We start from the raw sequence: 25,715 nt of genomic DNA on the forward strand, positions 1-25,715 counted from the left end.
AATAACGACCTCTTTGATTGTTTATACCAAGTCAATCCATTCCATCAACTCTAAGATTAGTGCCTATTCTCTGCAAATTTTGGATCAAGTTCGCGATGAAATCAACAGGGAGAATCGGAAGATCCAATATTTGAGCGATCAAGTGATAACGAATAATCTGGTTCAAACGAACCTGCAGAATGCTACCCTAATCGATCATCAGGCGGTTATGGACACGTATTATGAGGTAAACCAAACTTTTAGCGGCCGTAAAATGCTGGATTATATGAAGTCTTTGCAGATTTATAATTCATCCAAAGAGCTGGTTTATGATTTGGGTTATGATAAGCTGCGCCCTGATGATATAGCACCTCTAGTGAAGCAGATTAACGATCATAAGGGCAACGATATTTGGACGCATGTTGTGACTGTTAATGGGGTCGATTGTATTGTACTTGCGAGGGAGATTCACTCGCGCTCCAATTGGTTTCATACGATCGGCTATGTGTTTATCGCGATAAAGGAAAGCTTGTACTCCCGAGATATCTATGAGGATGTCAACATGGGGGAGGGAGCAGATCTGTTTATGATTGATACTGCGGGCAGTGTGCTCTCCTCAAGAAGTGCGGCAATTCCTGTGGGGGTTAAGCTGAGTGAACGCAGTCTGATGAACCAAATTGCTTTGAACGAGAAGGAAGGCCAGCGTGCTTTTACTGCCAAAATAAAGGACAACACAGCTTTGGTTGCTTTTTCTTATGACTCTGCGGCTGGGTGGTATCTCGTCACGACGATTCCCTCCTCCTATTTGAATAAAGAATCCAGGTCTATCTTGCCTTACCTGCTGATGGTTTGCGTTGTGTGTTTTCTAGTTTCCCTTCTCTTAACTTTTGTCATTTCGGGCAGCATTTCGAAGCCGCTTCACCAATTAACCCACTCCATGAAGAATGTAGCTTCGGGGAATTTACAGACGAGCAATGAAGACGTTGGGAAGGATGAGATTGGCTTCTTATCGGGGAAATTCAACACCATGGTTGAGCAAATCAGTGATTTGGTGGAACATACGAAGGAAGAGCAGATTAAGAAGAGAGAGATTGAGCTTCAGATGCTTCAGGCGCAAATTAACCCGCACTTTTTGTTTAATACATTAAATTCTCTCAAATGGACAGCTGTATTGAATCAAGCGACCAACGTAAGCGACGGCCTAAGTGCGCTTGCAGAGCTGCTTCGGAATACGATTGTTAATCGCAAAGAAATGATTTCTTTGTCCGAAGAACTGAAAAACATTGAGAATTATATGGTGATTCAAAGACTTCGATTTGGAGCGCTGTATGAAATTGACTATCAGATTGAAGATGGTTTAATGAACAGCCGCGTTTTGAAATTTATTTTACAGCCGATTGTTGAGAATTCGATTATTCATGGGCTGGATGAAAACAATGCTGATAATAAGATTAGGATCGGGGCCCAAAAGCAGGGAAACCGGATCGAAATTACTGTTCAAGATAACGGTAAAGGCATGCCAATGCAGCAGGCTCTGAAATTGCTGGATTCGGTGAATCAAGCGGAGCAGCGGCTTTCCAATATCGGGATATCGAATGTCAACGAGCGGATCAAGCTGCATTTTGGCGAAGAGTATGGCCTTCAGATTCATAGTGAAATAGGTGTGGGCACGAAGGTTAGTTTGACGATGCCTTTTAATGCGACTGGAGGTAGCAGGGATGATCAAAGTGCTTGTGGTGGATGATGAAAAAATTATGCGGATAGGCTTGAAAATGATGATTCCTTGGGAGCAGCATGGGTATGAGTGGATAGGAGCGGCAGATGACGGGGAAGCAGCTCTGGCTATGGTCAAGCAGCATGATCCCGATATTCTCATTACAGATCTGCAGATGCCCAAAATAAATGGACTTGAGCTTATTCAGAAGCTGCGGGAAATCACGCATTTCCAAGGGAAAATTATTGTGCTGAGCAATCACGGGGAATACAGCTTGGTACGCGAAGCAATGAAACTTGGCGCCTTGGACTACTTGTTGAAGGTGACCTTGAAGCCGGATGATTTGCTGGATATTTTGCAAAAGGCAGCCAACGAGCTGACGTCGGAGAAGGAAAACAAAGAAATTCAAAGGCAAAAGGCCGTAGCTCAAGTTGAAAATTTGATGCTGGCCCGGAAAAATTTCTTTCGCGAGTTGGTTTACGACAATTATTTGTCAGAACGAGAAACGATGATGCAAGCGCAAAAGCTGCACATTCAGATCGACACTGAGCAAAGCTTTTTATTGTATATCACGATAGATGCCTATGATAAAACGATGGGCAGCGGCAAATGGACGAATAGACAGTCCTTGAATTTCTCGATCTGCAACATCATTTCGGAGCTGGTTAGTGATTCTTTTTTTATGGAATTTTCGGAAATTAGTGATCGCGATTATTTCGTTATTTTGCCGAATCATCGCAAGTATGAAAGCGATGCAGGCAAGATGCAGCTGGCTAAACGAATTACCGAAATGCTTCAGCTATATCTCAACCTTGCCGTGAATATTGTGATAAGCAATCCCTTTGCAGGGCTGCTGCAAGTACGAGAAGCTTACTTGGCTTGCAAATGTGCTGCTGGGCTGCGTTTCTATAAGCATCACTCACTTGTGTTCCATGCCCGTGAGGCTGCGTTTAATACCGGCAAAGCCATTCTCCCGTCCCAATTGGAGGAGATGAGGAAGCACATTCAGTTAGGAGCCATGGAAGGACTTATCGATTGCTTGGATAACATCTATCAGGACGCGGAACAACGATGTGTTCATCCTGCTCAATTCCAAAAAACGATTATTGCATTAATCGATGAATGGGAATCAGCCAGTGCGCAGCATGAGTACCATGTTCTGCCCGAGCAGGACAGGAAGCAGCTGGAGAAAGCTGAGAACTTCATTGATTTCAGAACGGCTTTCGTGCAAGCTGTGGGTTATTTCAGACAATATGCGATCCCTTCATCGCCCAAATACCGCAAAGAAATCCGCACTGTTATTGAATTCATGCTGAAGCATATGGATCAGAAAATTACGCTGGGGATGATGGCGAATGAAGTGAATATGAATGAAAGCTATTTGGCGCGGCTATTCAAAACGGAAACAGGCAGAACGATCGTCCATTTTCTCAATGAGCTGCGCATGGAAAAGGCCAAGGAATTATTGAAAAATCCAGACCTTAGTGTCAAGTCCGTTTCGGAGCTTATCGGAATTTCCGACCAATTTTATTTCAATCGCCTATTCAATAAGACGTACGGGACGAATCCGACGGAGTTCAAGAAAAGTCATTTTAGAAGTCAAGATCGTCCATAATTCAGTCAAAATCGTAAATGTCCTGAAAATCTCCTTCGTTATATGATGTTTACAACACCGATTTATACAAAGTACATACATTTAGGGGGTTGTTTAATGAAGAAATCATTATCTGTAATTGTTTCAGCGCTTTTACTTTCGAGCGTATTGGCTGGGTGTGTAACCGGGAAAGATGAGGTTGCTAAACCGAAAAGCGTGACGATTAAAGCGCTTTTTATGAAGCAAGCGGGTTATAGCGAAGATGCGATCAATGAAGCAACAGATGCTTTCATCAAAGCAAATCCAAATATTAAAGTGGAGGCAACTTTCGTTCCTTACGAAGCCTTGGAGCAGAAAATCCTGGTCTCGAACGGCAGTTATGATGCGGTATTAATTGATGCTCCTTGGACAGCGAAATTCGTCAAAGCGAATTTACTCAAAGAGGTGACGGATAAAGTTTCCGATGCGGATCGCAAAGATATTTTTGATGGCGCACTCAGTGCCATGCAGTACGAGAACAAGCTGTATGGGATGCCTTGGCTTAATGATGTCAAATATTTATTTTATAACAAAGAAATGCTCACACAAGCAGGCATCAGCTCACCGCCGAAAACATGGGATGAATTAATCGCAGATTCGAAGATATTGAAGGATAAAAATATTGTCGAGTATCCGATCGTCTGGTCGTGGAAGCAAGCTGAGGCGCTTGCGGTTGATTTCACGCTGCTGAGCGCGTCCTTCGGAGGCGAGTTGGTCAAGGATGGGAAGCCAAGCTTGAACGCTCCGGCGAATGTGGAGGCACTTTCCTTCATGCGACAATCGATGAAAGACAAGCTCACTAACCCAAGCTCTCCTGAGTACTTGGAAGAAGATGTCAGGGGTGTTTTTTCCAGCGGCAAAGCGGCATTTGCTCTGAACTGGACCTATATGTTCGGTATGGCTAACGATCCTAAGGAATCCAAAGTTGTCGATAAAGTGGGGATTGCCATGGTTCCCGGAACGGCCAAAGTCGTGAGTGCCACAGCTAACGGCGGAATGGGACTATCCATTGCCAAAGATAGTAAAAATCCGGATGAAACTTGGAAATACATTCAATTCATGGCTTCCAAGGATTTTCAGAAAAAGCATGCCAAAGATGCACTGCCCATTTGGAAGTCGTTATTTGCGGATAAAGATGTCATTGCGACGAATCCGGAATTGATCAACGTATCCAAAACACAATATGAATATATCGTGAATCGCCCGGTCATTCCTTGGTACGGACAGCTATCAACCGAAATGCAGGTTTCGGTGCAGCAAGCGCTATTTGATAAGGTGACGCCCAAAGAGTCACTGGATAAGCTGCAAGCCAAAGCGTTAGAGATTGCAGGCAAATAGATCAGCGCTAAGGGGGAAGATCAGCTTCCCCCTTAGCATTATTCGGGCAGGAGGACAGCAGGGTGAGAAATAGATGGAGTGACAGACGTTTTGCAGTCATAACGATATTACCGGCTTTTGTATTAGTATTCGGCATTGTACTGTTTCCGTTGATACAAACGTTTATTTATAGTCTCAAGAACATGGAATTAACCTCGGCCAGTCAGGGGCAATTTGTTGGCATTCATAATTACACGCATGCTTTGACCGATTCTTCGGTGTGGGCTTCATTTGGCAAAACCGCTTATTTTTCCTCGATCTCAATTGTGCTTGAACTTGTGCTCGGCTTGCTCGTTGCCCTTCTTCTAAATGAGAATATTCGTGGAATAGCTTTCTTGCGTTCCATTATTATTTTGCCTTGGGCTGTTCCGACGATTGTGAATGCCGCGATGTGGAAGTGGATCTTTCATCCTGAATACGGGGCTTTGAACGCGCTCTTGGTTCAGCTTCACGTGATGACGTCCTATCACTCATGGCTTAGCAGCCCTTGGACAGCTATGAATATGGTTATCCTGGCGGATGTATGGAAGATGACTCCTTTTGTTTGCATATTTTTTCTAGCATCGCTGCAGATGACGAATAAAAGTGTCTATGAAGCGGCCAGCATGGATGGAGCAGGTCTTTTTCACAGATTTTTTGTTCTGACGCTTCCCTATCTAAAGCCCACGGTGCTTGTCTTGATCGTCATGAGAACGATGGAATCGTTTAAAGTATTTGATTTGATTTATGCGCTCACCCAAGGCGGACCTTCGAACGGCACCATGGTAGTCATTTACAAAGCTTATATTCAATCCTTTACCAATCTGCAATTTTCCCAAGGAGCTACACTTTCCTATTTAATTGCTATGTTTATTGCCCTTCTGACCTTTGTGTATGTAAAAGTGCTTAAAGTAGAGGAGGCGAGCTAGCCTATGAAAAGTAAAACCTTATCTACGGTACAATATGTATTCGCTGCTCTAATCGCGGTTTGTACCCTGGCCCCCTTCTTATGGCTGTTCATTTCAAGTATTTCCTATCAAATAGATTTACAGCAAGTGCCCTTAAAGTGGATACCAGGACGGATTACGTTTAGTCGATATCTCGATATTTTTAGTAATCCTCATAATGATATGGCCTATGCTTTTCGAATCTCTATGAAAAATAGTCTTATCGTAGCGGTGGCTGTTACGCTTACTGCTCTTCTCATTGGGGGGCTGGCAGCCCATGCTTTTGCCAGGTTTCAATTTGCCTTCCGTCAACAGCTCATTTATATGTTTCTATTCACGTATATGATTCCATCCGTCGTAATTGTCATTCCTTTATACTTCCTGTTTCAAAAGCTTGGCATGCTGGATGCGAAGCTAACCTTGATTATCCTTGATTTAACGTTCGCCATTCCTTTTGTCATTTGGATTATGCAAAGCTATTTCAAGCAGCTATCCAAAGATTTCTATGAAGCTGCCGCGCTGGATGGCTGCAGCCGGATGCAAATGCTCGTATTGGTCGTAGTGCCAATCGTGCGCCCTGGCATTCTTGCTACGATGATCTTTGTATTTTTATTATCTTGGGACGAATTCTTTTTCTCGCTCCTATTCACCTCGACACTCGATGCGAAAACGATCTCGGTAGCCATTTCTGAATTTAGCGGCAAAAACGCGGTTGATTTTGGCATGGTGGCAACAGGAGGCGTACTTGCGTCATTGCCTCCGCTGCTGATTGCCATCGTTTTTCAGAAGTTTCTTGTTCAAGGAATGACTGTCGGGGGGGTAAAAGAATAAAGATCAGGCTGCGACTGAGCGGTGAAGCCTAATTAGTTCCTTGCGGCAAACAGGCCAACAAACTCCTTCAAAGCGAGTGACGTATTGGCTAAGCCGCCGGAAGAAGGGATGAATTTGCTAACAGCGAGGTCTTGCTGCTGCTGGGAAATATAATCGGTCGGGAAGGGCAGGACTTCGATTTTTAGTTTTTGGAATTGCTTCACGGATCTGGGCATATGGAAAGCCGATGTGATGAGAACCGGCTGCTTCCAGCCGTGCTGGGAGAGAAGCGCCTGCGTATGCAGCGCATTTTCTTCCGTATTGCGACTCGTGTCATCCATGGTAATCGCGGATTCCGGTATGCCGAGGGCTAGCAGATGCCGCTTCGCAATCTGCGACTCATTGCCGGAGTCACTGAATACTTGGCCGCCAGAGAGCAGGATCGGCAGCTTCGTGCTTTGGTAAAGCTCAGCAACTGTCAGCACACGAGCGGCGGTGGTAGCTGTTAGATACCCGCTCCCGTGCGTGAGCGGGTCGGGAGTATCTAAGGTTGCTCCTCCAGTTAACATTACAAGGACGTCCCCGGCAACGCGCTCCGGTGGGGTATACCTATTTTCAATGGACTGCAGCAAGGCATTGCTGAAAGCCGGCATCGCACTCACGCATAGAATCATGGCAGCTAGTCCCACAAGAAGAGCGCTGAAGTATTCTGATTTTTGCTTCAGCCATATAGCGATGCAGAGCAGCAGGAGAATGATAATTCCCGGTGGGAAAAGTAAGGTGTAGGCTATTTTGATAAGATAGATCATAGTCGTGTCCAATTCCTTCCTAGCACAAGGCTAGCTAGCATGTTCGACATAAACCGCTCATTTCCTGCCTGTTTACAAAAGCTCAAATGCGAAGAGGCTGTCCCATAAGTAGATAACCCTACTTGAGGGACAGCTCCAGTTGCTTTCTCTAAACCTGCAATTATGCATCTTTTTTGCTCATGGAATAGCCTCAACGATTAAATTCCTGCATTTGTGCAGGCTTTTGAGGCTTTTTCTGGATGAGCGGCTGAAAAAGATAAAAATGCCTGCACAATTGCAGGCATTTCCACTTTTTAACCGAATTCGTCCGGAAACTCCTGTATTTTTGCAGGCTTTTACACACGGGTGAACTGAACTGAACTGATCTGGAAGCCCCATCATCTTTCTGAACAGGCTAATGTTTGATTTCATTGCCTCGAATCCATACTTGTTCGATGGCTAGTTCCGGGCTGACCAGCAATAAGTCAGCCTGTTTGCCTTGCGCAATCGAGCCATGCGTCGAAGCCAGGCCGAGCAGCCGCGCAGGGTTGCCGCTAGCGTAGCGGCTTGCCTCTTCAATGCTGACGCCAACCTCGCGCACCATAAACCGGAGCGCTTCGATCATCGTCAGCGTACTGCCGGCGAGCGCGCCAACCCCTTCCGTCAGCCGGGCAACGCCCGACTGTACGGTTACGGCTTGCCCGCCAAGCTCGTACTCGCCGTCGCCAAGCCCCGCGGCGGACATCGCGTCCGTGATCAGCAGCAAGCCATGCGGCTGCTTCACCATGGTCAGCAGGCGAATCGCTGCTGGGTGCACGTGATGGCCGTCAGCGATGATTTCGGCGCTGATGCGGGTGTCGGTGAGGACGGCACCGACGGTTCCAGGCTCGCGATGATGCAGCGGCTTCATCGCGTTGAAGGTGTGCACCGCATGCGAGAGCCCCTCGCGAACAGCCGACTGAATGTCGGCATAGGTCGCGTCGGTGTGGCCGCAGGCGGCAACGATACCGTGATCGCGCAGCCACGCGATCAAAGCGAGGCCCCCTTCACGTTCGGGGGCCAAGGTCAACTGCTTGACGAGCTGCGGGTAGCGCTCGTTCCAGTCTTCCAGCCATGGGAGCTGCGGCGTCACCATGAGCTTGGGATCCTGTGCGCCCGCCCACTTGGGCGAGATGAAAGGCCCTTCCATATGCACGCCAAGAAGCTGCGCATAGGGCATTGGCTGCTGGATATAGCGGTCGACTTCGCCCAGCACGCGGTCAATATCTTCGCGAGTTGCCGTCATCGTTGTAGCAAGCATGCCTGTTGTTCCATGAAGCGCGTGAAACCGAGTAATCGTATCCAGCGTTTCGGGACTGGCATCCATGAAATCAGCACCGTATCCGCCATGCACATGAACATCAATGAAGCCTGGCAAGAGCCAGCTGCCCTGTGCATCAAGGAGTACGGCATCAGGGCTGACCGCACGGGAATCCCATGCAGACATGTCCCCGATTGAAGCAATTACGCCATCTTGGATATGAATAAAACCATGCTCGATAATGCCCTGTTCGGTTACGATCTTAGCTCCCGTGATGACGCGTTCGCTCATTCGAATAACCTCCCAGCCTCAGCATCCAGAAGTACGACAAGGTGAGGGTGTGTTTGCAGAAGAGTTGCGGGAATTTCTGTTGTAATCGGGCCTGTTAGTGCGCGATGAACGATTTCTGCTTTGTCAGCGCCACGAACGATCAATAGGATGGTTTTGGCTTTCAAAATTGTACCAACCCCCATCGTTAAGGCATGCGTTGGAACTTCGTCAATCGTGTTGAAGTAGCGCGCATTGGCTTCACGGGTTTCGTCTTTCAGCTCGACACGGTGTGTACCGCTGACCAAGGAATCATCCGGCTCGTTAAAGCCGATATGCCCGTTATGGCCAAGGCCCAGAATTTGCAAATCAATTTGCTTGGCTTCTTCCAGAAGCTCATTATAATGTGCGCATTCCGCTTCTAAATCAACGGCATTTCCATTAGGAATGTGAGCTTGTGCCGCAGGCAGGTCGATATGGTTGAACAGATGCTGCTGCATGTAGGTACGGTAGCTCTCGGAATGATCGGCCGGCAAGCCGACGTACTCATCCAAGTTAAATGTCGTAACGCCTTTGAAGCTTACACGACCTTTATTATAGGCTTTAACGAGTTCTTCGTAGATGCCGACAGGTGTTCCACCCGTCGCTAAGCCAAGGACAGCTTTGGGCTGCATTTGGACAAGCGAAGTAATAATGCCGGCTCCGGCCTCGTTAAGCTCTTGTTGATTTTGGAAAATATGAAGATTCATGATGGTGTTCCTCACTTTCTTAGAGACAGAATTGGATTAGGAAATCTTGCAAGTTTATTTATTTGGTTTTGAAGCTATTTTGCATAAAAAAATCATTTTAAGAAGTAATTATTCACATTTCAATCATAACTGAAATTTAACGTCTCGGCAACAGGCTTTTTGCCAAATATGAACATTGACTTACATGGGTATGTTTGCCATTCTTAACTAAGATCATTACATTCATTTGAAATATGAAAATGCTTCATGAGAAGAGAAGGAGCTGGATGATGAGTATTCAGAGAAAACAACCCGAAGCGATGCTTTTTGACTTAGATGGAACGTTGTTTCAAACGGAAACACTGCTTCTTCCTGCTTATCATGCTACATTTGATGAGCTTAGAGCCAAAGGGCTCTTCGCCGGGGAAACGCCGCCGGAAGAGCGTATTCTTGGAGCACTGGGCATGCTTCTAGAGCATATTTGGATTAGAGTTATGCCGGAAGCTTCTATTGAAACGCGCAGGGCAGCGGACAAGCTGCTGCTGCAGTATCAAATGGATGGCTTGCAGCAAGGACATGGCGTTATGTATGAAGGCGTCGCAGAAACTTTGCAAGCTCTGCGCGACAAAGGGATTCGTCTTTTTGTGGCAAGCAATGGGCTGGAGGATTATGTGCGTCAGGTTATTGAGGCCAAGGGACTTGGACATCTATTTGAAGGCTTGTACAGCGCGGGACAATATCAAACGAAGTCCAAAGTGGATTTGGTCCAAATCCTCCTTGATACGCATGGGATTCAGTCCGCTTGGATGGTGGGAGACCGTTCATCTGATGTGGAGGCAGGTCTTCGCAATAGCTTGACAGTGGCCGCCTGCGATTATGCCGGGTTTCGCGAGTCCGGGGAGCTGGAAGGGGCACATATCCGCATCCGCAGCTTTGCCGAGCTGCTGGACTATTTGTAATTCAGCGAGTTAGTCGCAAACGCGGTTGACTGGGCATACACTGTTATCACATTGATAGATAAGGTGCTGATCAGAATGCCTTCTTTTATAGGAATATTCAACATTATTAGAAATGAAGGAAACCTGGTGAACGGTGATACGCTTATCATTGCTCCAACAAGTGCAACGAAATCGTATGCAGGCAGCGGCGGCGGGATCACAGGTGATTTCGCGGTATCAACGGCAGTTTTCAGCGCTACAGTCACATTCGACCCGGATGTTGTAGACGCGGGAGCGAACAAAGTGGCTACAGGGACGTAGAAGCAAGACGGGAAGAGGATCGATTCAAGCTCATTAAAGGGGCTGGAATCGGTCTTTTTTATTCGGAAGAAAGGGGCTTGACACCGGCTTGTTTGAATCGTTATTATTAATATATGAGTAATCACTCATATGTTATTCGGATATGAATAAAGTACATGACAACACTCCATTCTAAGGGGCAGAGCGAAGGAGAGGAAATACGATGCATCAACATGAATCGAAAGAAGATGCCAAGGGGCTGAAGAATCAAACTTCGTGCAGTGGGCACGATCATCATAAAGGGGATGAACATGCGTCCCATAGCCATTCGCAGGGACATGATCATGATCATGGGCACGGGCACGGCCACGGCCACCATCACGGGCATCACCATCATGGCCACAGCGGAAATAAACGCGGGCTTATCATCGCACTTGGCATAACAGCCAGTATTATGATTTTGGAATTCGTAGGCGGTTTGTGGACCAACAGTTTGGCCTTGCTTTCGGATTCGGGCCATATGTTAAGCGATGCCGGCTCTCTTGCCTTAAGTCTTATGGCGCTCTGGTTTGCAGCCAAGCCAACCTCTGCGAGCAAATCCTATGGCTTTCACCGAACGGAAATCCTTACCGCTTTATTCAATGCGGTGACGTTATTCCTGATTGCAGGCTTTATTATCTGGGAAGCGTTCGGGCGCTTTACTCATCCGCCTGTCGTGGCCAGCGGCTCGATGATGCTTATTGCCAGCGTTGGGTTAATTGCCAATCTGCTTAGTGCCTGGTCCCTCATGCGCCAAGGGGATGTGCACAGTAATTTGAATTTGCGCAGTGCTTACTTGCATATTCTCGGGGACGCTTTGGGCTCCGTGGGAGCGATTGTAGCCGGAGGCGTGATGCTGATCTTCGGTTGGTATGCTGCTGATCCTATCATCAGTGTCATCGTAGCCCTTTTGATTCTAAAAGGAGCGTGGGCTGTTCTGAAATCGACGGTTCACATCTTAATGGAAGGTACGCCAGCGGCGGTATCCCACGGGGATGTTCAGATCATGCTGGAGGGGATTGAGGGAGTTATTAATGTGCACGATTTGCATATTTGGACGATTACATCAGGGCTCGATTCGCTTAGCTGCCATTTGCTTATCGCCGATGACAGGGATAGTCAGGTCATTCTGCAGCAAGCCATTCGTCAGCTTGAGGAGCGGTTTCAATTAACGCATGCCACGATTCAAATTGAGAACTCGACCACGATGCATTCTGAACTGAAAGTATAGGAAGGAGGAGGCTGACTATGGAAAAAACGCTTATCGAAAGCTGTGAGGATACGTGTACAGGAACAGGTCTTGTCCAACCTGCGATAGAGCCTCGATTGCCGGAGCATCAAGCCGTAGGAATTGCTGAGGTGTTCAAAGCATTGGGAGATCCGACTAGGGTGAAAATCATTTATTTTCTCCTGCACCGGGAGCTTTGCGTGCATGATCTGTCAACAGCTCTGGAGATGGGGCAGTCGGCCGTTTCACACCAATTGCGCTATCTAAGGGATTTGCATATTGTAAAAAGGCGCAAAGAAGGCAAGACAGTCTTCTATTCCTTAGACGACGGACATATTGAGCAAATTTTTGTTCAAACTCTTCATCATCTTCAACATATGTAAATCGGAAGGCTGCCAGCCGGTGGCTGCCGCTTCCGATGGCATGCAGAATTACGCCATGTTCGTTTCCTCTGTTTTTTTCTTCTTCTGCTTCATCATCCACAGGGCATATTCCAGGGGTCTTGTAACCGCCTTCTGATACGTAGCGCTTTCGCCAATTTTACGAAAGACTTCCCTGGAAGGCTTGGGATTAACTTCAAGCAGCCATACTCGACCACTGGGATCAACGGCAATATCCAAACCTAGCTCGCACAGCTTGCCGAATTTGGTTTCCAAAAAGCCAGCAAGTGTGTGTGCAAAGCTGGTCATTTCCTTCTTGATGCTGTCTATTTTGTCAGGCGATGAGAAGCGATACGATAACAATTTATTTTGGCTAACCGCGCTCCCGCCGCCGTGCAGGTTGGATGTAATGCTGCGATGAGGACCGATTCGACCTGCACACCCCGTTACTTCCCATTCCCCTTGACCATTCTTCTGAATCAATAAGCGATAGTCGTGCACGCGGCCGTCTTTCAACGTCAACTTGATCCCTTGCTGCACGACATAATCAGGGCTCAGTTTCAAGGAGTTCAGTTTGACCAAGAGCTGTTTCTCCGTAGCCCGATAAGGTGCAATAATCGTGCGCTGTTGATTACGGCCTTGCAATAAATAGAGATCGCTACCCAGCTGTTCAATTCGCAGAATCCCTCGTCCGCCTGTGCCATTTTTGGGTTTGGCATAGATCAGCTTATGTTTCTTTAAGGCTTTTACCAGTTCTTGAACGGAGCTGAATCGTTGGGTTGCCGGTAAATAAGGGCGAATATCTTCATTGTCTGAAAGAAGCTGATGCATCGACCATTTATTGGCTAAAGGCCGGCTCAAGAAGGTAAGCTTCGCATGGCGATTGCGGAAAGCTTTAAGAACCCGATAGTTCGCAACAGCTTTGTAGCGGCAGCGATCATAGATGACGGGAGGAAGGGAGGTTCGTCGACGAATCCATTTCCTTGCCCCGGCATCGTACGTTAAGGTGCGTACGGAATTGTCGCTCTCAACGTCATCGGGAGTGAAAACTTCAACCTGCACACCGATTTTCTTTCCTTCCTTGCTCAGTTTTTGGAAATAAGCAAGCTCTTCCAGCTTAGATTGGCTTAAATAAATAGCGAGTACGCCTAGTCGTTGTGAAGACAAGCATAATCACCTTCTTCTCCTGTTATTAATTAAGTAGAGACTGTAGCGAATAATGCGTTCGAGTGATTTCTGGCGAATTTTCGGTTCGTCGAATTTCATTGGTTTCGAGTTGGCTTCGAAGAACCAGATATGTCCGGCTGTATCGACACCGATATCCATGGACATTTCCCCGAGCTGATTGCCGGAAGACTTTTCGATTTGCTTAGCCAGTGTAACCGCCGCTTTGCGAACCCGCAGTAAAATGTTTTTCGCTTCTTTCGCTCCAAAGGCAGAAGTCAGCAGCTTCAACGGCTCGTCGATCGAGCCGCCGCGCGGGACGTGTGTCGTAATGCTCGCTTTGCCAGCTACCCGGGCACCTATGCCGGAGACACTCCAAACGCCTTTGCCTGTTTTTTGAATCAAAGCTCTCAGATCATAAGCACGTTGTTTATATCTGGTTAACGCAATCCCTTGCTGAACAATATAGTCATGCGTGCCGCGGTGCTTATTCCATTCCTGCCAAAGGTCGTCGGTGCTTTCATGGTAGCTGTAAATCATTTTCTTATCTTCCTGGCGGCTTAATCGGTATTGACCTTGCTCACTTTTTGTCGTTACATGCTCAATGCGCATGATCCCACGCCCAGCTTTTCCTTTCACAGGCTTCAAATAGAGAACGGCATGCTTGCGCAGGAGCTGTGACAGATCCTTGGCTTCACTTAATTGAAGCGTATCGGGCATATAGGTTTTGCTTACCTTGGAACTGTTCAACCAACTGAATAGTGTCCATTTGTTAAAAAAGGAAGGATTAAATAATTGCACACTGGAGCTTCTGTTGCAGGCTTGAATGGCTTGCTGTACATCCGGCTTCATTTCCATTTTGCGGTAGGGGATGCGGTTGTAGACAACTTGTGGAGCGGGAACGAGTTCCCTGCTCCATTTCTTCGTTTGGGTATGGTAACGATAGCCATAGATCTCGGAGCCGGATAGATTGAAATCTTTCGTTGTCACAACATACACATCAACGCCAAGCCGTTCACCGGTTTGAATTAAATCGAGAAAGTTGTGCAAATTGCCGCGAAAGACACGATTGCTATCTTTGACAGTGAGAATGCCAAGCGTAGGCTTAAGCCCTTTATCATGCAGGGTGACTGCCATTAGCTTTCCCTCCTTGAACGGAAGCGGCTCAAGTAGAGGCAATGTTCATAAATATTTTGGATCGTGGCCACGTCGCCTTCTTTCAAGGAAGGATGCTTGAAGATCGATCTTCCCGGTTTGGCATTCGCCTCAAACATCCAGATTTTCTCGTTCTGGTCAATTCCGATGTCGAAGCCAAGTTCTCCGAGCAGATGGTTATAATTGTTCTCAATTCCTTCAGCGAGCTTAATCGCTGTTTCTTTGGCATTGGTCAGCACTTGCTCTGCACGGCTGCCGTAGATTTGACGAAGCACTTGCTCCGGTGTCATTAACTGACCTCCATTGCGAATATGGGTGGTGACGCTGCCTTTTCCAGATTTCTTTGCGCCGATTGCCGCGACGACCCACTTGTTGCTTCCGTTCTTCGTCAGGTGGAAGCGGAAGTCAATTGGACAGCTGTCGATCTCAATGAGGCGAATTCCTTGCTGGGCCACATAGTTGGTAAGACGGCCGCGTCCGGTTCCAAGCATTTGCATCAAGCCGTCAAATTTGCCGTAGCGAATAAGCACATTCTTGCCGCCTTTGCGGTAGCGAACGAAATAACCTCGCTTTGGATTATAGGTGACACGGAAAATGCCGATCCCCAAGCTGCCTGCGGTTGGCTTCAAATAAATGAATTTATGTTTATCCAGCATTTCTTTAATTTGCTCAGCCGATGGATTGATGTGAGATTCGGGTACAAAGCGGAAGGCATCGTCTCCGTCCAGCATTTTATAAACATCCCATTTATCAAAGAAGCTCCAGTTAAAAAGAGGAATGCCCTTTCGTACAAAGCGATCCTTAAAGCCCTCCATACCTGCGGACTTTTCTGCTTTCCGGCTGGATAGACGATTGTAGACGACATCAGGCAATGGGAAGGTTTTGCGTACCCAGCCCCCGCCTTCTTTGGGAATGATCCCTGTAACGGTTTCTTGGACCCAGTTCACACTCCTGGGACTGAATGCGTAAACGAAAGACTTATTTGAACTTGTGTTCATGATCTGACGAATAAATCCTGTTTTGGAACCAAATGGAGAAGTGCCATTCTCCACATTCGTTAGGATTCCGATCACAGGACCGATTCGAAGTTCTTTATTGTTGGAACTTGATACTAAGACGCTTCCGGCTCGCGGAATACGCAAAGTAGCCATTAAGGAAAGCGGAATGTACATATGCTGACCACTTTTTTTGATCAGGCGGATCGGTAGGGTGGTGGATTTGGTGCCAACCTTTACAGTAATCGATTTATTGCCGGTTAACCGTAAAGCTTTGACGAGTTCACTTGTTAAGTAGACCGATCTATCTGTTCGTTGTACGGCGTGGAGCATACACGTTGTCAAACTCATTAGGTTACCCTCCTAAACTTGTTGCCCTACGGGCTTTCCGTGTCTAAACAAGCAGAAATCACCGTCTGCTTATTCAGACACATACCAGCGAAGCCAAGCTCAGCTCAGCTTTTTATGAAGTAAAAATCCAGCATAATGTATGGGGTTCGCAATTGATTTCGTCCGTGCTTTATTATTATGCATACGCGCAAATATCGTTCTGCCTGGCTTCGAGTTTACTTCCAGAATCCATATACGGCCCTGAGTATCGATCCCAAAGTCGATACCAAGCTCAGCTAATCGCCCATGATAAGTTTCCAGTACAAGGGGGACACGGCTTGAGAGTTTCGTTAGCGTATCGATCAGTTCCTCCGTTTTGAAGGCTCCAAATTCCTTGGTTAGGAATGTGGAGACATCTTCTGCGGTGCCTCCGCCATGCAGGTTGGAAGTAATGCTTCCGGGCTTGCCGATACGCGCAGCCATCCCTGATATTTCCCACTGGCCTTGACCATTTTTTTGCACAAGGGAGCGGACATCGTAAGCCATGCCCTGCGAAGATTGCAGAGAAAGGTACTCTTGGATCAGATAAGGACGTGATCCGACCACTCGGCGAAGCCAGCTCCAGCACGCATCAAATCCATTGAATTGCTGCCCGATGGATCGATTGTTGGCGTCGCGTCCTTTTATTTGCAACATGCTGCCGCCTTCGGCTGTACGAAGATGTTGAAGGTGCAGAGCCCCTCTGCCTTGACTCCCGCCCTGTGGCTTCAGGAAGACGTCGTTCCTGTCTCGAAGCCATGCTTTCAGCTGTGAGCGGCCTGTGAGTAAGCTCGTTTCAGGCAAATAGCTGTGCAAAGCGCTGTCCTTTTGGAGGATTTGGCCGACTTCCCACTTTCCGCTCAATCCATAGCCAAGGAAGCGAATATGGGGTGTCTTGCGAAGCCTGCTCACATGGTAACGGTATTGCTGATAGCTGCGCTGGCTGCTGAAGAAGCACCGATCATAGATCAGGGGAGGGAGGGGAAAAAGCTTCATGCCCCATTCCTTTCTTTCACTCTCATAATGGTATCCCCGCACTAACCCTTGCTGCCAATCGATGCGATTCGGTGAGAAAACGAAGACATCCAGTCCTTCATCGGCACCATGCAAAGTAAGACTTTGGTAAAAGTCCGCACTGGCAAAGGGCAGCTCTCGATTCAATTCCGTTACCATAATCCCGAGTAAGGGACGTTGTGGGCTTCGCCGCATAATTTCACCTCAGAAATTCGCTAGATAACGCGCATATTGCACAATTTGTTTGACTGATGGTCTAATTTTCCGCTCATTATTAAGCGGTGTATTATCATCCTTGGACGGTTTGGAGTTTACTTCAAGCAGCCAAACCTTCCCGGTTTTATCAACAGCAAGATCGATCCCCAGCTCTCCAAAATGGTTGGGAATTTGTGTTTCAATCCCTTTGGCGATGTCCAAAGAAGCCTTGCGCAGGCGAGCGGTAATGGAGACGCGGGTAGCCGAGGCAAAAGATGTTTTGGCCAGAGCGCCTGATACCGTTGTGAGACTTCCGCCACGTGCCAGATTGGATACAAAATGCTGGGTTCCGGCGATGCGCCCAACAATCGAGGTGATGGCCCATTGACCCGTAGCTCCACGCTGAACGAGTGCGCGGAAGTCAACGGGATTGCCGTCAGCTGTGATAAGATCAAGTCCTTGCTGCAGTTGGTAGCGTTGTGCCTTAAGTTTGCCGGATAATGCTTGAAAAACAGCAGTCAGCGAAGGGAAGGATTGTTTGCGTGCACCGGCGAGATTCGTAAAATGGCAGACATAGCCCGTTCCTGGTTCTTTGCGAATACGAATAATGCCTTTGCCCAAACTTCCAGTAATGGGTTTAAGGAAAAGCACAGGATGGCGGGCAGCCATGGTTTTCAGCATCTGATAGTTTTTGAAAAGGTAAGACTCGGGTAAGTATCCATGCAGGCTGTTATCTTTGCGCAAAGCTTGGAATACTTCCGTTTTGTCCAAATATTTTTCATTGAAGATTTCTGTGGCATAACGAGCTTTGACATCTTTCATGAATTGTTGGACATTCGTTCTGTTCTCAAATCTGCGCGAAGTGAGCCGATTATAGATGACATTGGGAATCGGGAACGTCTTTTTGCTCCAGGAACCATTAGAATACGAATAGGCGTTTACGGTTTGGGCATTGGCATGCATGTCATTAGGCGGAAAAAAGATCACCATCGCTCCAAATTGTTCACACGCATCCGTCATTTCTTTACAAAAAGCGGTAATAGCACCGAATGGACGATCTTTGGAACCGGCATAAACCCGACTGATCATAACGCCAATCAGAGGCCCAATCGACAAGGTGCTCGTATTTTGCCTATAATGGAGATTGAGTCGGGCTCCTTGGTATAGACCAATTTTGGAGGCGAGGGTAGGATTTACACGCAGGCTGTTCGACGTAGCGGCGGAGACAACCTTGACATCCTGTTTGGCGGAACCAAATCGCATGGTTATCGTTTGATTGGTCGGAACTTTCCATTTTTTCGCAATGGCTTCACTTAGAACAACGGTCCGATCATCCAAATAGATGCTGGTGCCTTGAATGGATATTCCAACTTTCGTCCTGGTCAATAGCAAACACTCCTTCCAGCATGAGAAAACCCCTATCGAGGCCATTCGAGGATGATCGACCGCGTGTAAAGGTATGTTTTATCGCCGATAAGAAAGCTGTTTTCATTAACTAAAAACGCAATCTTTCTTATGTGGGCAAAATGGCATTGCTGTTCAAGCAAAGTAAACTACTCCATCATATGAGGACATATACCCCTTGGTGCTTATGTATATATGGAAAGTACAAAGGGAAAAGCCCAACCATGAATGAGAGAAATGAGGAGGATAACAAACATGAACGTACATGATAAGGCATATGAATTGGCAAAAGCGATCAAAGACAGCAATGAGTATAAGGATATGCTGGAAAGCCGCGCTCAAATTGAGCAAGATCCATCCAGCCAAAGCTTATTGGCGGATTTTCGGCAGCGTCAAGGTGAGCTCCAGCAAAAAATAGGCATGGATGGCATGCCGCCGCAAGAGGATATGGAACAGTTACAAAAGCTGTACGAGGTGCTTGCGCTTAATCCCCGCATCAATCAATTGTTCGACGCGGAACGCAGATTATCTGTTGTTCTAGAGGATGTACAGCGAATTATCGCTGAGCCTTTAACTGCGATGATGAAATGAAAAATAGACTATCCCTAAGTTTGAAAATGACTTAGTTGGATAGTCTTTTTTATATTGTCAGTTTCAGCGGATTTTCAGTTAGTGTTTAAGATGGGATTCAGGCTTCTGGGCAGAGTGTTACCGACAGATCAGATAGCCGAAGACGAAATGATAATCAGTCCAATGCCCGTCCAGATCGTTCATCTCAGTCTGAATTGAAATCACATACGCTTTCCAACTCATCCTACTGCAAGCACGCGCGATTTCTGATAGGATTACGGTATGAGAGAATGTAAAAGGTGAGTGAATCATGCTTCAGTTGTTCGTGGATATGATGGAACGTGTTGGTTTTTTGATAGCGCTTGCGTTTGCCTTCTCCCGCAGCCGCTGGATGCGCAGTTACATGAGCTATCAGGGTGACAGGGCGTATCAATGGCGCTTCCTGTTCTTTTTTTCAGCTTATGCGATTCTTGCCACGTATTCGGGTGTGACGGTTTCTGACTATACATACAGGCCTGCACCGTGGATCGGCGAAGTTTCGCCGACTGCGGCGATCGCGAATGCGCGAACCGTTGGCGTTGTGATTGCCGGACTGCTCGGCGGGGTAAAAAGCGGGTTCATCGTCGGCCTCTTGGCAGGGATGCATCGCTACAGCTTAGGGGGATTCGTTGCCGTTGCTTGTATGATCGCGCCTATTCTGCAAGGTGTCTTGGCAGGACTATGCCGCAATGCGTTCAAGAAGCGCTTCCGTAAAGTATCGTCGGTGCAGCTTGCCTTTCTTGTTGGATTCATGGCCGAATCCCTACAGATGATTCTTATTCTTGTTTTAGCCAAGCCATGGGATGAGGCGGTTAACTTGGTTTCGCTCATTGGCCTGCCTCAGACGCTAGCAAATAGTGTTGGCGTTGCCTTGTATTTTGTGCTGTACAATACGATGGAGCGGGAAGAGGCGCGAATTGGCGCTGAACATGCCCACAAAGCGCTGCAAATTGCGGATATGACGATGCCGCTGTGGCGGCTGGAGTTCGATAAGGCCGTAGCGGAAATCGGGAAGGTGCTGAATGAGGAGATGAAGGCTGCCGGCGCATTTTTCAGCAAAGACGGCGAAGCGTGGGTAGCGGAAGGGAGAAAAACACAGCATTGGGACGATCTGCTCATCCGTGTTCCAAATCGGCCGCAGGTTGGGCAGTTTCGCTTGTATTTTGAGCGGGAACAGGATGACAATCCGTCCCGCAGACGCATGCTGTTCTCCCTCGCGGAGCTGCTTTCCCAGCAGTATGCGTTCGTCGAATCCGAGAGACAGACACAGTTGTTGGCGGACGCGGAGATTCGCTCGTTGCAGGCGCAAATGAATCCTCACTTCCTGTTTAATGTATTGAACACCGTCAAATCCTTTATCCGCACGAAACCGGAAGAGGCGCGTCAGATGGTCATGCATTTGTCCAAATTTTTGCGCAAAAATATGAGCCACGGGAACCAGCGCCTCATCACCATACGTGATGAATACGAATTGGTGATGTCTTACCTCAGCTTGATCAAATCCCGCTTGGGGGATCAGATGGAATTTTACGCTGAAATCGATGAGAGGCTGCTGGATCACTCGATTCCTCCATTTACGATCCAGCCTCTAATTGAGAATGCCATTGTTCACGGTATTAAAAACAAGCAAGGCATTGGAATCATCAGACTTACGGTGCAAGAGGAGCACGACAATGGCAAGCCTCGTACGCGTATTACTGTAGAGGATAACGGAGTTGGACTGGAAGCCGCTGAACTGGGCAGTCAAGGGGAGCACGCCGGCATGGCTTTGCGGAATATCGAGCAGCGTTTGAATTATCATTTCGGCAAAGAGAATCCGCTGGAAATTGAGAGCAAGCTGGGAGAAGGCACGATGATTAAATTTTGGGTGAGGTGATGGTGTGTGGGTTGGAATATAGTCATTGCGGACGATGAAGAGCCGGCTAGAGAAGAACTGATTTATTTGTTAGAAAGCCATGTGGAGGTGGATAAGGTTACCGCGGCAGCAGGCGGGATGGATGCGATAAAGAAGGTCAAAGAATTATCGCCGGATGTCTTGTTTCTGGATATGGACATGCCGGATCTAAACGGGCTGCAGGTTGCTGAAATTGTAGGAGAAATCAATCCGCAGGTGAAAATTGTATTTTCCACAGCTTATGAACAATATGCCGTTCATGCGTTTAAGCTTCGTGCGTTTCACTATATGCTTAAGCCGTACGATGAAGAGGATATTGCGATTGTTTTCCGCGAGCTGCGCAAAACACAGCTTCAGAACGGCGCAGCGACCGCAAGCGGAAGCCATTTGCCATCCGTTAAGACAAGCGTAAAGCTTGCTCTGGAATTAGATGAAGGGATTATTTATGTTTCGCCGAAAGACATCATGTATATCAGCAAGGAGATCAAGCATGTACAGGTTCACCTCTATGATAAGGCCTATATCGTCTCGTATACCTTATCGGAACTGGAGCAAAAGCTGGAGCCGTACGGTTTTTTTCGCTGCCACAAAAGCTATCTGGTCAATCTTGCGTCCATTTCTGAAATGAAGGCTTGGGTGAACGGGGCGTATAACCTGCTAATGGAAGATGCTGGGCGAAGTACGATACCTGTAAGCCGAAATTATGTGAAGATGCTGCGTTTGAAACTCGAAATTTAACATCATGAGGCTCGAAAATGGCATGTTGCGTTTCAAGTATTCCGCTTGTTTATTAAATAAGCTATACTTTTTTGTAAGCGCTAACATTCATGTTAATTGGAGGTTGTTCACACCCATGTTTCTTTTAAAAAACAGAGTTGCTTCCTATGTGATCTGGGCGGTCATTGCCCTGCTTGGTGCGTCAGGTTTCGCGATGCTCGCACTTTCAAGAGGTGAGAGCATTTCGGCGATATGGCTAATCGTTGCTGCTATTTGTACGTATGCATTCGGGTACCGTTTCTACAGCCGTTTTATCGCCAAAAAGATCTATGAGCTAAATGACAACCGTGCAACCCCTGCTCATGTTCATAACGATTCCAAAGACTTCGTGCCGACGAATAAATTTGTTTTGTTTGGACACCATTTTGCTGCGATCGCAGGAGCAGGACCGCTTGTTGGTCCGATTCTGGCCGCACAGATGGGGTACTTGCCAAGCATTCTCTGGATCATTATCGGTGCTGTTCTTGCGGGCTGCGTGCAGGATTTTGTGACCCTTGTCGGCTCCATGCGCCGTGACGGTAAGTCACTTGGACAAATGGCCAAGAATGAAGTGGGCCGGTTCAGCGGAACGTTAGCGTCCATTGCAACGCTAGCCATCTTGATCATCATCGTTGCCGTTCTCGGGCTCGTTGTTGTGAAAGCATTAGCAGAATCCCCGTGGGGCATGTTCACCATCGCGATGACGATGCCAATCGCCATTTTTATGGGCTTTTACATGCGCTACATACGTCCGGGCAAAGTGATCGAGGGCTCTATCATTGGCTTCGTTTTGTTGATGATCGTTTTGTGGTCAGGCCAGTATATTGCAGAAAGTCCGGCTTTAGCTAAAATGTTTACGTTCACCGCCCCACAAATCGCGGTTCTAATGGTGGTCTATGGTCTTATTGCTTCCATTTTGCCCGTCTGGGTGCTGCTTGCTCCGCGGGATTATTTAAGTTCATTTTTGAAAATCGGTGTCATTCTCTTACTCGCTGGCGGCATTATGGTTATTTTACCGGAATTGAAAATGCCTGCTGTAACGAAGTTTATCGATGGAACCGGGCCTGTATTTTCGGGCAATTTGTTCCCGTTCTTGTTCATTACGATTGCATGCGGCGCGGTTTCCGGGTTTCATTCATTGATTTCATCCGGAACGACGCCCAAAATGATCGATAGAGAAAGCCATGCGCCGTTTATCGGCTTTGCCGGTATGGCGGCAGAATCCTTCGTCGCGGTTATGGCATTGATTGCGGCTTGTTCCTTGGAGCCCGGCCTGTACTTCGCGATGAATTCTTCACCGGCTGTCATTGGAACCGATCCTGCAGCAGTCGCTGCCAAAATTTCATCCTGGGGCTTCACCTTAACCCCTGATCAAATTACAGGCACAGCTAGAGAAATTGGCGAAAAGACCATTCTCTCCCGAACAGGCGGAGCGCCAACGCTGGCTGTGGGGATGGCTGAAATTTTCTCTACTTTTTTAAGTGGCGCCAAAGCGTTCTGGTATCATTTCGCGATTTTGTTCGAGGCTGTGTTTATCTTGACTGCCGTGGATGCGGGGACACGCGTCGGCCGGTTTATGCTCCAGGATTTAGTTGGCAACTTCTATAAACCTTTTGGGCAAACAAAAGATTTCAGGTACAATTTCATAGCTTCGCTGCTTGTTTGCTTGGCTTGGGGATACTTCCTATATCAAGGAGCTGTCGATCCGTTCGGCGGTATCAACTCTTTATGGGCGCTTTTCGGTATTGCCAACCAAATGCTGGCTGCTATTGCTCTAGCCGTAGCGGTTACGATCATGATCAAAATGGGGAAAGCCCGCTATGCCTGGGTAGGCATGATCCCTTTCGTGTTCCTGTCCGTGACTACGCTGACTGCGGGGTTCCAAAAAGCCTTTTCCGCGAATGCCAGCATCGGATTTATAGCGGCAGCGAAGAAGTATCAAGAGGGTATCGATAAAGGACAAGTCATTGCGCCTGCCAAAAACATGGACGTTATGCACCAAATCGTAACAAATAATTATATTGATGCGGGGCTAACGATCTTCTTTGGCATCGTTGTTCTTCTGATGATCATCATTTCGATCCGTTTATGGTTCAACATTTTGATTCAAAAACAAAAACCGCAATTACAAGAATCGCCGTTTGTCCAATCCACATTCGGAGCGTGATGCGTTTTGAGAGCGATCTCAGGCTTTACGAGCAAGGTGAATTCGACGATTAAAGTCATTTTCAATATTCCGGACTATGCCAAATATGTAAAGCATCAGCAGGAGCGCCACCCAGACGATCCCATTTTGACGGAAAAAGAGTTCTACATGCATTCCCTGCATGAGCGTTATGAGAGCGGTAAAATTAACAGGTGCTGTTAATTGAAAAAGACTCGATCGCTACGGTGATGAACCGTGAGATCGAGTTTTTCTTTTTTATAAGAAGGGGATCATCCCGGGCCCAAAGGATACGATCCTGACTGTGTTAGATTCGTTCCCCTGTTCCAATCCTGTACTTGCTGCAGGCCGAAGGCCGCTTTAGAGCGGAGGCATTCGTGCTGTAAAGCTGATGATCTCGAATGTCTTTTTTCCGATATTGCGAAACCTGTCCAAACTGTCTATAGTAGTTAATGGGCATTTAAGAGGAAAAGAGGATTTGAAACCGACATGGCAAAAGCAAAAATCACGGAGCTCGATATCGTTCGAGCGCTCGCTATCCTTGCTGTCGTCCTGATTCATGTTACCGCGGATTGGACAGTGGATCCAGCTTTGAAAGGCAGCAGCACGCAGCTGCTTGTTTTATTTTTAAACAAAATCAGCTATTTTGCTGTTCCTGTTTTTATTTTTTTGAGCGGTATCGTGCTGTTCTACATCTATACGGATAATTGGAGCGCTAAGCAGGCCGGTATCTTTTATTGGAAACGTGTTCGTCAAGTCTTAGTCCCCTATATCGTGTGGTCCTTCTTCTACTATATATACAATCCCTGGCTGTGGACGCCTCATCATCCGATCAAGCTTGATTTTGGCGTGTTTTTGGAGCAGCTGAAATGGGCAGATTCCGGCTATCATCTGTATTTCATGATTATTATCGTACAGTTTTATGTACTGTTTCCGCTGCTGGTATGGGCCGTTAGGAAGGCTGCTTGGTTCAAACGCACATTGGCCTTCTGGGGATTAGCCGTTCAAGCTGGCGTCTACATCTACAGTCATTGGTTCGGGACGATCGGCCATAAGCCGGAGCTGTGCATTACCTATTTTGGATATTTTCTCATTGGCGGTGCCATTGGAATGAATTACGGGGCTTTCCGCTCTTGGCTGGATCGCAACAAAGGCTGGGTGCTGCCCGCAACACTCCTATGTGGACTTACCTATGCGGGACTCTACCTGCTTGGCTTAAAAGGATACAATTTTGAAAACACATGGTTTGAAATTTTATGGTTGTTGTACAGCGTGGGTATCGGTGTAAGCTTTATTTGGCTGGCGAAATGGTTGCAGCAGAAATGGGGCGGCTTGGCGCGGTTTTTTGTTTCTTTGGGTTCGGTGTCATTTGGGGTGTATTTAATGCATCCGGCGCTGCTGTCTTTATGGAAATATAAAGTTCATGTGCCAGGTTCGATTATGCTTTTCAATGTATATAACGCGATTGTGTTTGTTCTGATTGTAGCGATTCCTTGGGTTCTGACGCTGCTATATAGAAAAGTAAGGAAATGGATTGCGATTTCATAGACATCAGCCTGCTAAAGGATGCGACACCTCAGCGTCGTCAG

The 25,715-nt window shown here is 47.2% G+C and carries 23 protein-coding genes; 15 read left to right on the plus strand and 8 right to left on the minus strand.

The window, feature by feature from the left end; all coding sequences use genetic code 11:
• Positions 1–130: 130 nt before the first annotated feature.
• The 5 genes from HQN90_RS17720 (at position 131) to HQN90_RS17740 (ending at position 6,460) form a co-directional block, all read left to right on the plus strand.
• Positions 131–1,723 (plus strand): sensor histidine kinase, encoded by a 1,593-nt coding sequence (locus HQN90_RS17720; protein WP_173221062.1) that lies wholly within the window; start codon positions 131–133, stop codon positions 1,721–1,723.
• On the plus strand, positions 1,698–3,308 hold the full coding sequence (locus HQN90_RS17725) for a response regulator transcription factor (protein ID WP_173221064.1): 1,611 nt from the start codon (positions 1,698–1,700) through the stop codon (positions 3,306–3,308). Before HQN90_RS17720 ends, HQN90_RS17725 begins: the two co-directional genes overlap by 26 nt.
• Positions 3,309–3,404: 96 nt before the next feature.
• Positions 3,405–4,664, plus strand: a complete 1,260-nt coding sequence (locus HQN90_RS17730; RefSeq protein WP_173221066.1) for an extracellular solute-binding protein — start codon at positions 3,405–3,407, stop codon at positions 4,662–4,664.
• A gap of 62 nt (positions 4,665–4,726) precedes the next feature.
• Positions 4,727–5,611 (plus strand): ABC transporter permease subunit, encoded by an 885-nt coding sequence (locus HQN90_RS17735; RefSeq protein WP_173221068.1) that lies wholly within the window; start codon positions 4,727–4,729, stop codon positions 5,609–5,611.
• 3 nt (positions 5,612–5,614) lie between these two features.
• Positions 5,615–6,460 carry a carbohydrate ABC transporter permease gene (locus HQN90_RS17740; RefSeq protein WP_173221070.1) on the plus strand — a complete coding sequence of 282 codons (846 nt, stop codon included), beginning with the start codon at positions 5,615–5,617 and terminating at the stop codon, positions 6,458–6,460.
• A 32-nt stretch (positions 6,461–6,492) separates the two neighbouring features.
• Here the strand turns inward: HQN90_RS17740 and HQN90_RS17745 are convergent, their stop codons facing one another.
• The 3 genes from HQN90_RS17745 to nagB form a co-directional block, all read right to left on the minus strand.
• Positions 6,493–7,248, minus strand: coding sequence for a YdcF family protein (locus HQN90_RS17745; protein WP_173221072.1), 756 nt, complete (start codon positions 7,246–7,248; stop codon positions 6,493–6,495).
• A gap of 394 nt (positions 7,249–7,642) precedes the next feature.
• Positions 7,643–8,818 carry an N-acetylglucosamine-6-phosphate deacetylase gene (gene nagA / locus HQN90_RS17750; RefSeq protein WP_173221074.1) on the minus strand — a complete coding sequence of 392 codons (1,176 nt, stop codon included), beginning with the start codon at positions 8,816–8,818 and terminating at the stop codon, positions 7,643–7,645.
• Positions 8,815–9,543, minus strand: a complete 729-nt coding sequence (gene nagB, locus HQN90_RS17755; RefSeq protein WP_173221076.1) for a glucosamine-6-phosphate deaminase — start codon at positions 9,541–9,543, stop codon at positions 8,815–8,817. Before nagB ends, nagA begins: the two co-directional genes overlap by 4 nt.
• 269 nt (positions 9,544–9,812) lie before the next feature.
• Between nagB and HQN90_RS17760 the strand changes: the two genes are divergently transcribed.
• The 4 genes from HQN90_RS17760 to HQN90_RS17775 all read left to right on the plus strand — a co-directional run bounded on the left by HQN90_RS17760 (position 9,813) and on the right by HQN90_RS17775 (position 12,410).
• Complete coding sequence (locus tag HQN90_RS17760; RefSeq protein WP_173221291.1) at positions 9,813–10,481, plus strand: HAD family hydrolase; 669 nt, start codon at positions 9,813–9,815, stop codon at positions 10,479–10,481.
• A 75-nt stretch (positions 10,482–10,556) separates the two neighbouring features.
• Positions 10,557–10,781: a spore germination protein gene (locus HQN90_RS17765; RefSeq protein ID WP_173221078.1), complete on the plus strand. Its 225-nt coding sequence runs from the start codon at positions 10,557–10,559 to the stop codon at positions 10,779–10,781.
• Positions 10,782–10,983: 202 nt separating this feature from the next.
• A complete protein-coding gene (locus HQN90_RS17770; RefSeq protein WP_173221080.1) occupies positions 10,984–12,030 on the plus strand; it encodes a cation diffusion facilitator family transporter in 1,047 nt (348 codons plus the stop codon).
• Between the two features lie 17 nt (positions 12,031–12,047).
• Complete coding sequence (locus tag HQN90_RS17775) at positions 12,048–12,410, plus strand: ArsR/SmtB family transcription factor (protein ID WP_173221082.1); 363 nt, start codon at positions 12,048–12,050, stop codon at positions 12,408–12,410.
• 48 nt (positions 12,411–12,458) lie between these two features.
• Here the strand turns inward: HQN90_RS17775 and HQN90_RS17780 are convergent, their stop codons facing one another.
• The 5 genes from HQN90_RS17780 to HQN90_RS17800 all read right to left on the minus strand — a co-directional run bounded on the left by HQN90_RS17780 (position 12,459) and on the right by HQN90_RS17800 (position 18,685).
• Positions 12,459–13,574 carry a YheC/YheD family endospore coat-associated protein gene (locus HQN90_RS17780; protein ID WP_173221084.1) on the minus strand — a complete coding sequence of 372 codons (1,116 nt, stop codon included), beginning with the start codon at positions 13,572–13,574 and terminating at the stop codon, positions 12,459–12,461.
• Positions 13,575–13,580: 6 nt separating this feature from the next.
• Positions 13,581–14,708 (minus strand): YheC/YheD family endospore coat-associated protein, encoded by a 1,128-nt coding sequence (locus tag HQN90_RS17785; protein ID WP_173221086.1) that lies wholly within the window; start codon positions 14,706–14,708, stop codon positions 13,581–13,583.
• A complete protein-coding gene (locus HQN90_RS17790) occupies positions 14,708–16,072 on the minus strand; it encodes a YheC/YheD family endospore coat-associated protein (RefSeq protein WP_173221088.1) in 1,365 nt (454 codons plus the stop codon). The genes HQN90_RS17785 and HQN90_RS17790 overlap by 1 nt, the downstream gene beginning before the upstream one ends.
• Positions 16,073–16,171: 99 nt before the next feature.
• The gene (locus tag HQN90_RS17795; protein ID WP_173221090.1) at positions 16,172–17,299 is read right to left on the minus strand and encodes a YheC/YheD family endospore coat-associated protein; all 1,128 of its coding nucleotides are present in this window, start codon (positions 17,297–17,299) and stop codon (positions 16,172–16,174) included.
• Between the two features lie 9 nt (positions 17,300–17,308).
• On the minus strand, positions 17,309–18,685 hold the full coding sequence (locus HQN90_RS17800) for a YheC/YheD family endospore coat-associated protein (protein WP_173221093.1): 1,377 nt from the start codon (positions 18,683–18,685) through the stop codon (positions 17,309–17,311).
• Between the two features lie 273 nt (positions 18,686–18,958).
• Here HQN90_RS17800 and HQN90_RS17805 point away from each other — a divergent pair, with 273 nt between their 5' ends.
• The 6 genes from HQN90_RS17805 to HQN90_RS17830 all read left to right on the plus strand — a co-directional run bounded on the left by HQN90_RS17805 (position 18,959) and on the right by HQN90_RS17830 (position 25,674).
• Positions 18,959–19,294, plus strand: coding sequence for a YlbF/YmcA family competence regulator (locus HQN90_RS17805; protein WP_173221095.1), 336 nt, complete (start codon positions 18,959–18,961; stop codon positions 19,292–19,294).
• A 289-nt stretch (positions 19,295–19,583) separates the two neighbouring features.
• Positions 19,584–21,188 carry a LytS/YhcK type 5TM receptor domain-containing protein gene (locus HQN90_RS17810; RefSeq protein WP_173221097.1) on the plus strand — a complete coding sequence of 535 codons (1,605 nt, stop codon included), beginning with the start codon at positions 19,584–19,586 and terminating at the stop codon, positions 21,186–21,188.
• A 6-nt stretch (positions 21,189–21,194) separates the two neighbouring features.
• Complete coding sequence (locus tag HQN90_RS39655) at positions 21,195–21,944, plus strand: LytTR family transcriptional regulator DNA-binding domain-containing protein (RefSeq protein ID WP_173221099.1); 750 nt, start codon at positions 21,195–21,197, stop codon at positions 21,942–21,944.
• A 115-nt stretch (positions 21,945–22,059) separates the two neighbouring features.
• Positions 22,060–24,129 (plus strand): carbon starvation CstA family protein, encoded by a 2,070-nt coding sequence (locus HQN90_RS17820; protein ID WP_173221101.1) that lies wholly within the window; start codon positions 22,060–22,062, stop codon positions 24,127–24,129.
• 6 nt (positions 24,130–24,135) lie between these two features.
• The gene (locus tag HQN90_RS17825) at positions 24,136–24,330 is read left to right on the plus strand and encodes a CstA-like transporter-associated (seleno)protein (protein ID WP_173221103.1); all 195 of its coding nucleotides are present in this window, start codon (positions 24,136–24,138) and stop codon (positions 24,328–24,330) included.
• 285 nt (positions 24,331–24,615) lie between these two features.
• The gene (locus tag HQN90_RS17830; RefSeq protein ID WP_173221105.1) at positions 24,616–25,674 is read left to right on the plus strand and encodes an acyltransferase; all 1,059 of its coding nucleotides are present in this window, start codon (positions 24,616–24,618) and stop codon (positions 25,672–25,674) included.
• The last annotated feature ends 41 nt before the right edge of the window (positions 25,675–25,715 follow it).

The sequence above is a fragment of the Paenibacillus alba genome (genome assembly GCF_013204855.1).
Classification (GTDB): domain Bacteria; phylum Bacillota; class Bacilli; order Paenibacillales; family NBRC-103111; genus Paenibacillus_E; species Paenibacillus_E alba.

Coding starts and splice junctions, on each gene's coding strand:
- HQN90_RS17725 (WP_173221064.1), top strand. CDS start 1,698: ATGATCAAAGTGCTTGTGGTGGATGATGAAAAAATTATGCGGATAGGC.
- HQN90_RS17730 (WP_173221066.1), top strand. CDS start 3,405: ATGAAGAAATCATTATCTGTAATTGTTTCAGCGCTTTTACTTTCGAGC.
- HQN90_RS17740 (WP_173221070.1), top strand. CDS start 5,615: ATGAAAAGTAAAACCTTATCTACGGTACAATATGTATTCGCTGCTCTA.
- HQN90_RS17745 (WP_173221072.1), bottom strand. CDS start 7,248: ATGATCTATCTTATCAAAATAGCCTACACCTTACTTTTCCCACCGGGA.
- nagA (WP_173221074.1), bottom strand. CDS start 8,818: ATGAGCGAACGCGTCATCACGGGAGCTAAGATCGTAACCGAACAGGGC.
- nagB (WP_173221076.1), bottom strand. CDS start 9,543: ATGAATCTTCATATTTTCCAAAATCAACAAGAGCTTAACGAGGCCGGA.
- HQN90_RS17760 (WP_173221291.1), top strand. CDS start 9,813: ATGAGTATTCAGAGAAAACAACCCGAAGCGATGCTTTTTGACTTAGAT.
- HQN90_RS17765 (WP_173221078.1), top strand. CDS start 10,557: ATGCCTTCTTTTATAGGAATATTCAACATTATTAGAAATGAAGGAAAC.
- HQN90_RS17770 (WP_173221080.1), top strand. CDS start 10,984: ATGCATCAACATGAATCGAAAGAAGATGCCAAGGGGCTGAAGAATCAA.
- HQN90_RS17775 (WP_173221082.1), top strand. CDS start 12,048: ATGGAAAAAACGCTTATCGAAAGCTGTGAGGATACGTGTACAGGAACA.
- HQN90_RS17785 (WP_173221086.1), bottom strand. CDS start 14,708: ATGGCAGTCACCCTGCATGATAAAGGGCTTAAGCCTACGCTTGGCATT.
- HQN90_RS17790 (WP_173221088.1), bottom strand. CDS start 16,072: ATGAGTTTGACAACGTGTATGCTCCACGCCGTACAACGAACAGATAGA.
- HQN90_RS17795 (WP_173221090.1), bottom strand. CDS start 17,299: ATGCGGCGAAGCCCACAACGTCCCTTACTCGGGATTATGGTAACGGAA.
- HQN90_RS17805 (WP_173221095.1), top strand. CDS start 18,959: ATGAACGTACATGATAAGGCATATGAATTGGCAAAAGCGATCAAAGAC.
- HQN90_RS17810 (WP_173221097.1), top strand. CDS start 19,584: ATGCTTCAGTTGTTCGTGGATATGATGGAACGTGTTGGTTTTTTGATA.
- HQN90_RS17820 (WP_173221101.1), top strand. CDS start 22,060: ATGTTTCTTTTAAAAAACAGAGTTGCTTCCTATGTGATCTGGGCGGTC.
- HQN90_RS17830 (WP_173221105.1), top strand. CDS start 24,616: ATGGCAAAAGCAAAAATCACGGAGCTCGATATCGTTCGAGCGCTCGCT.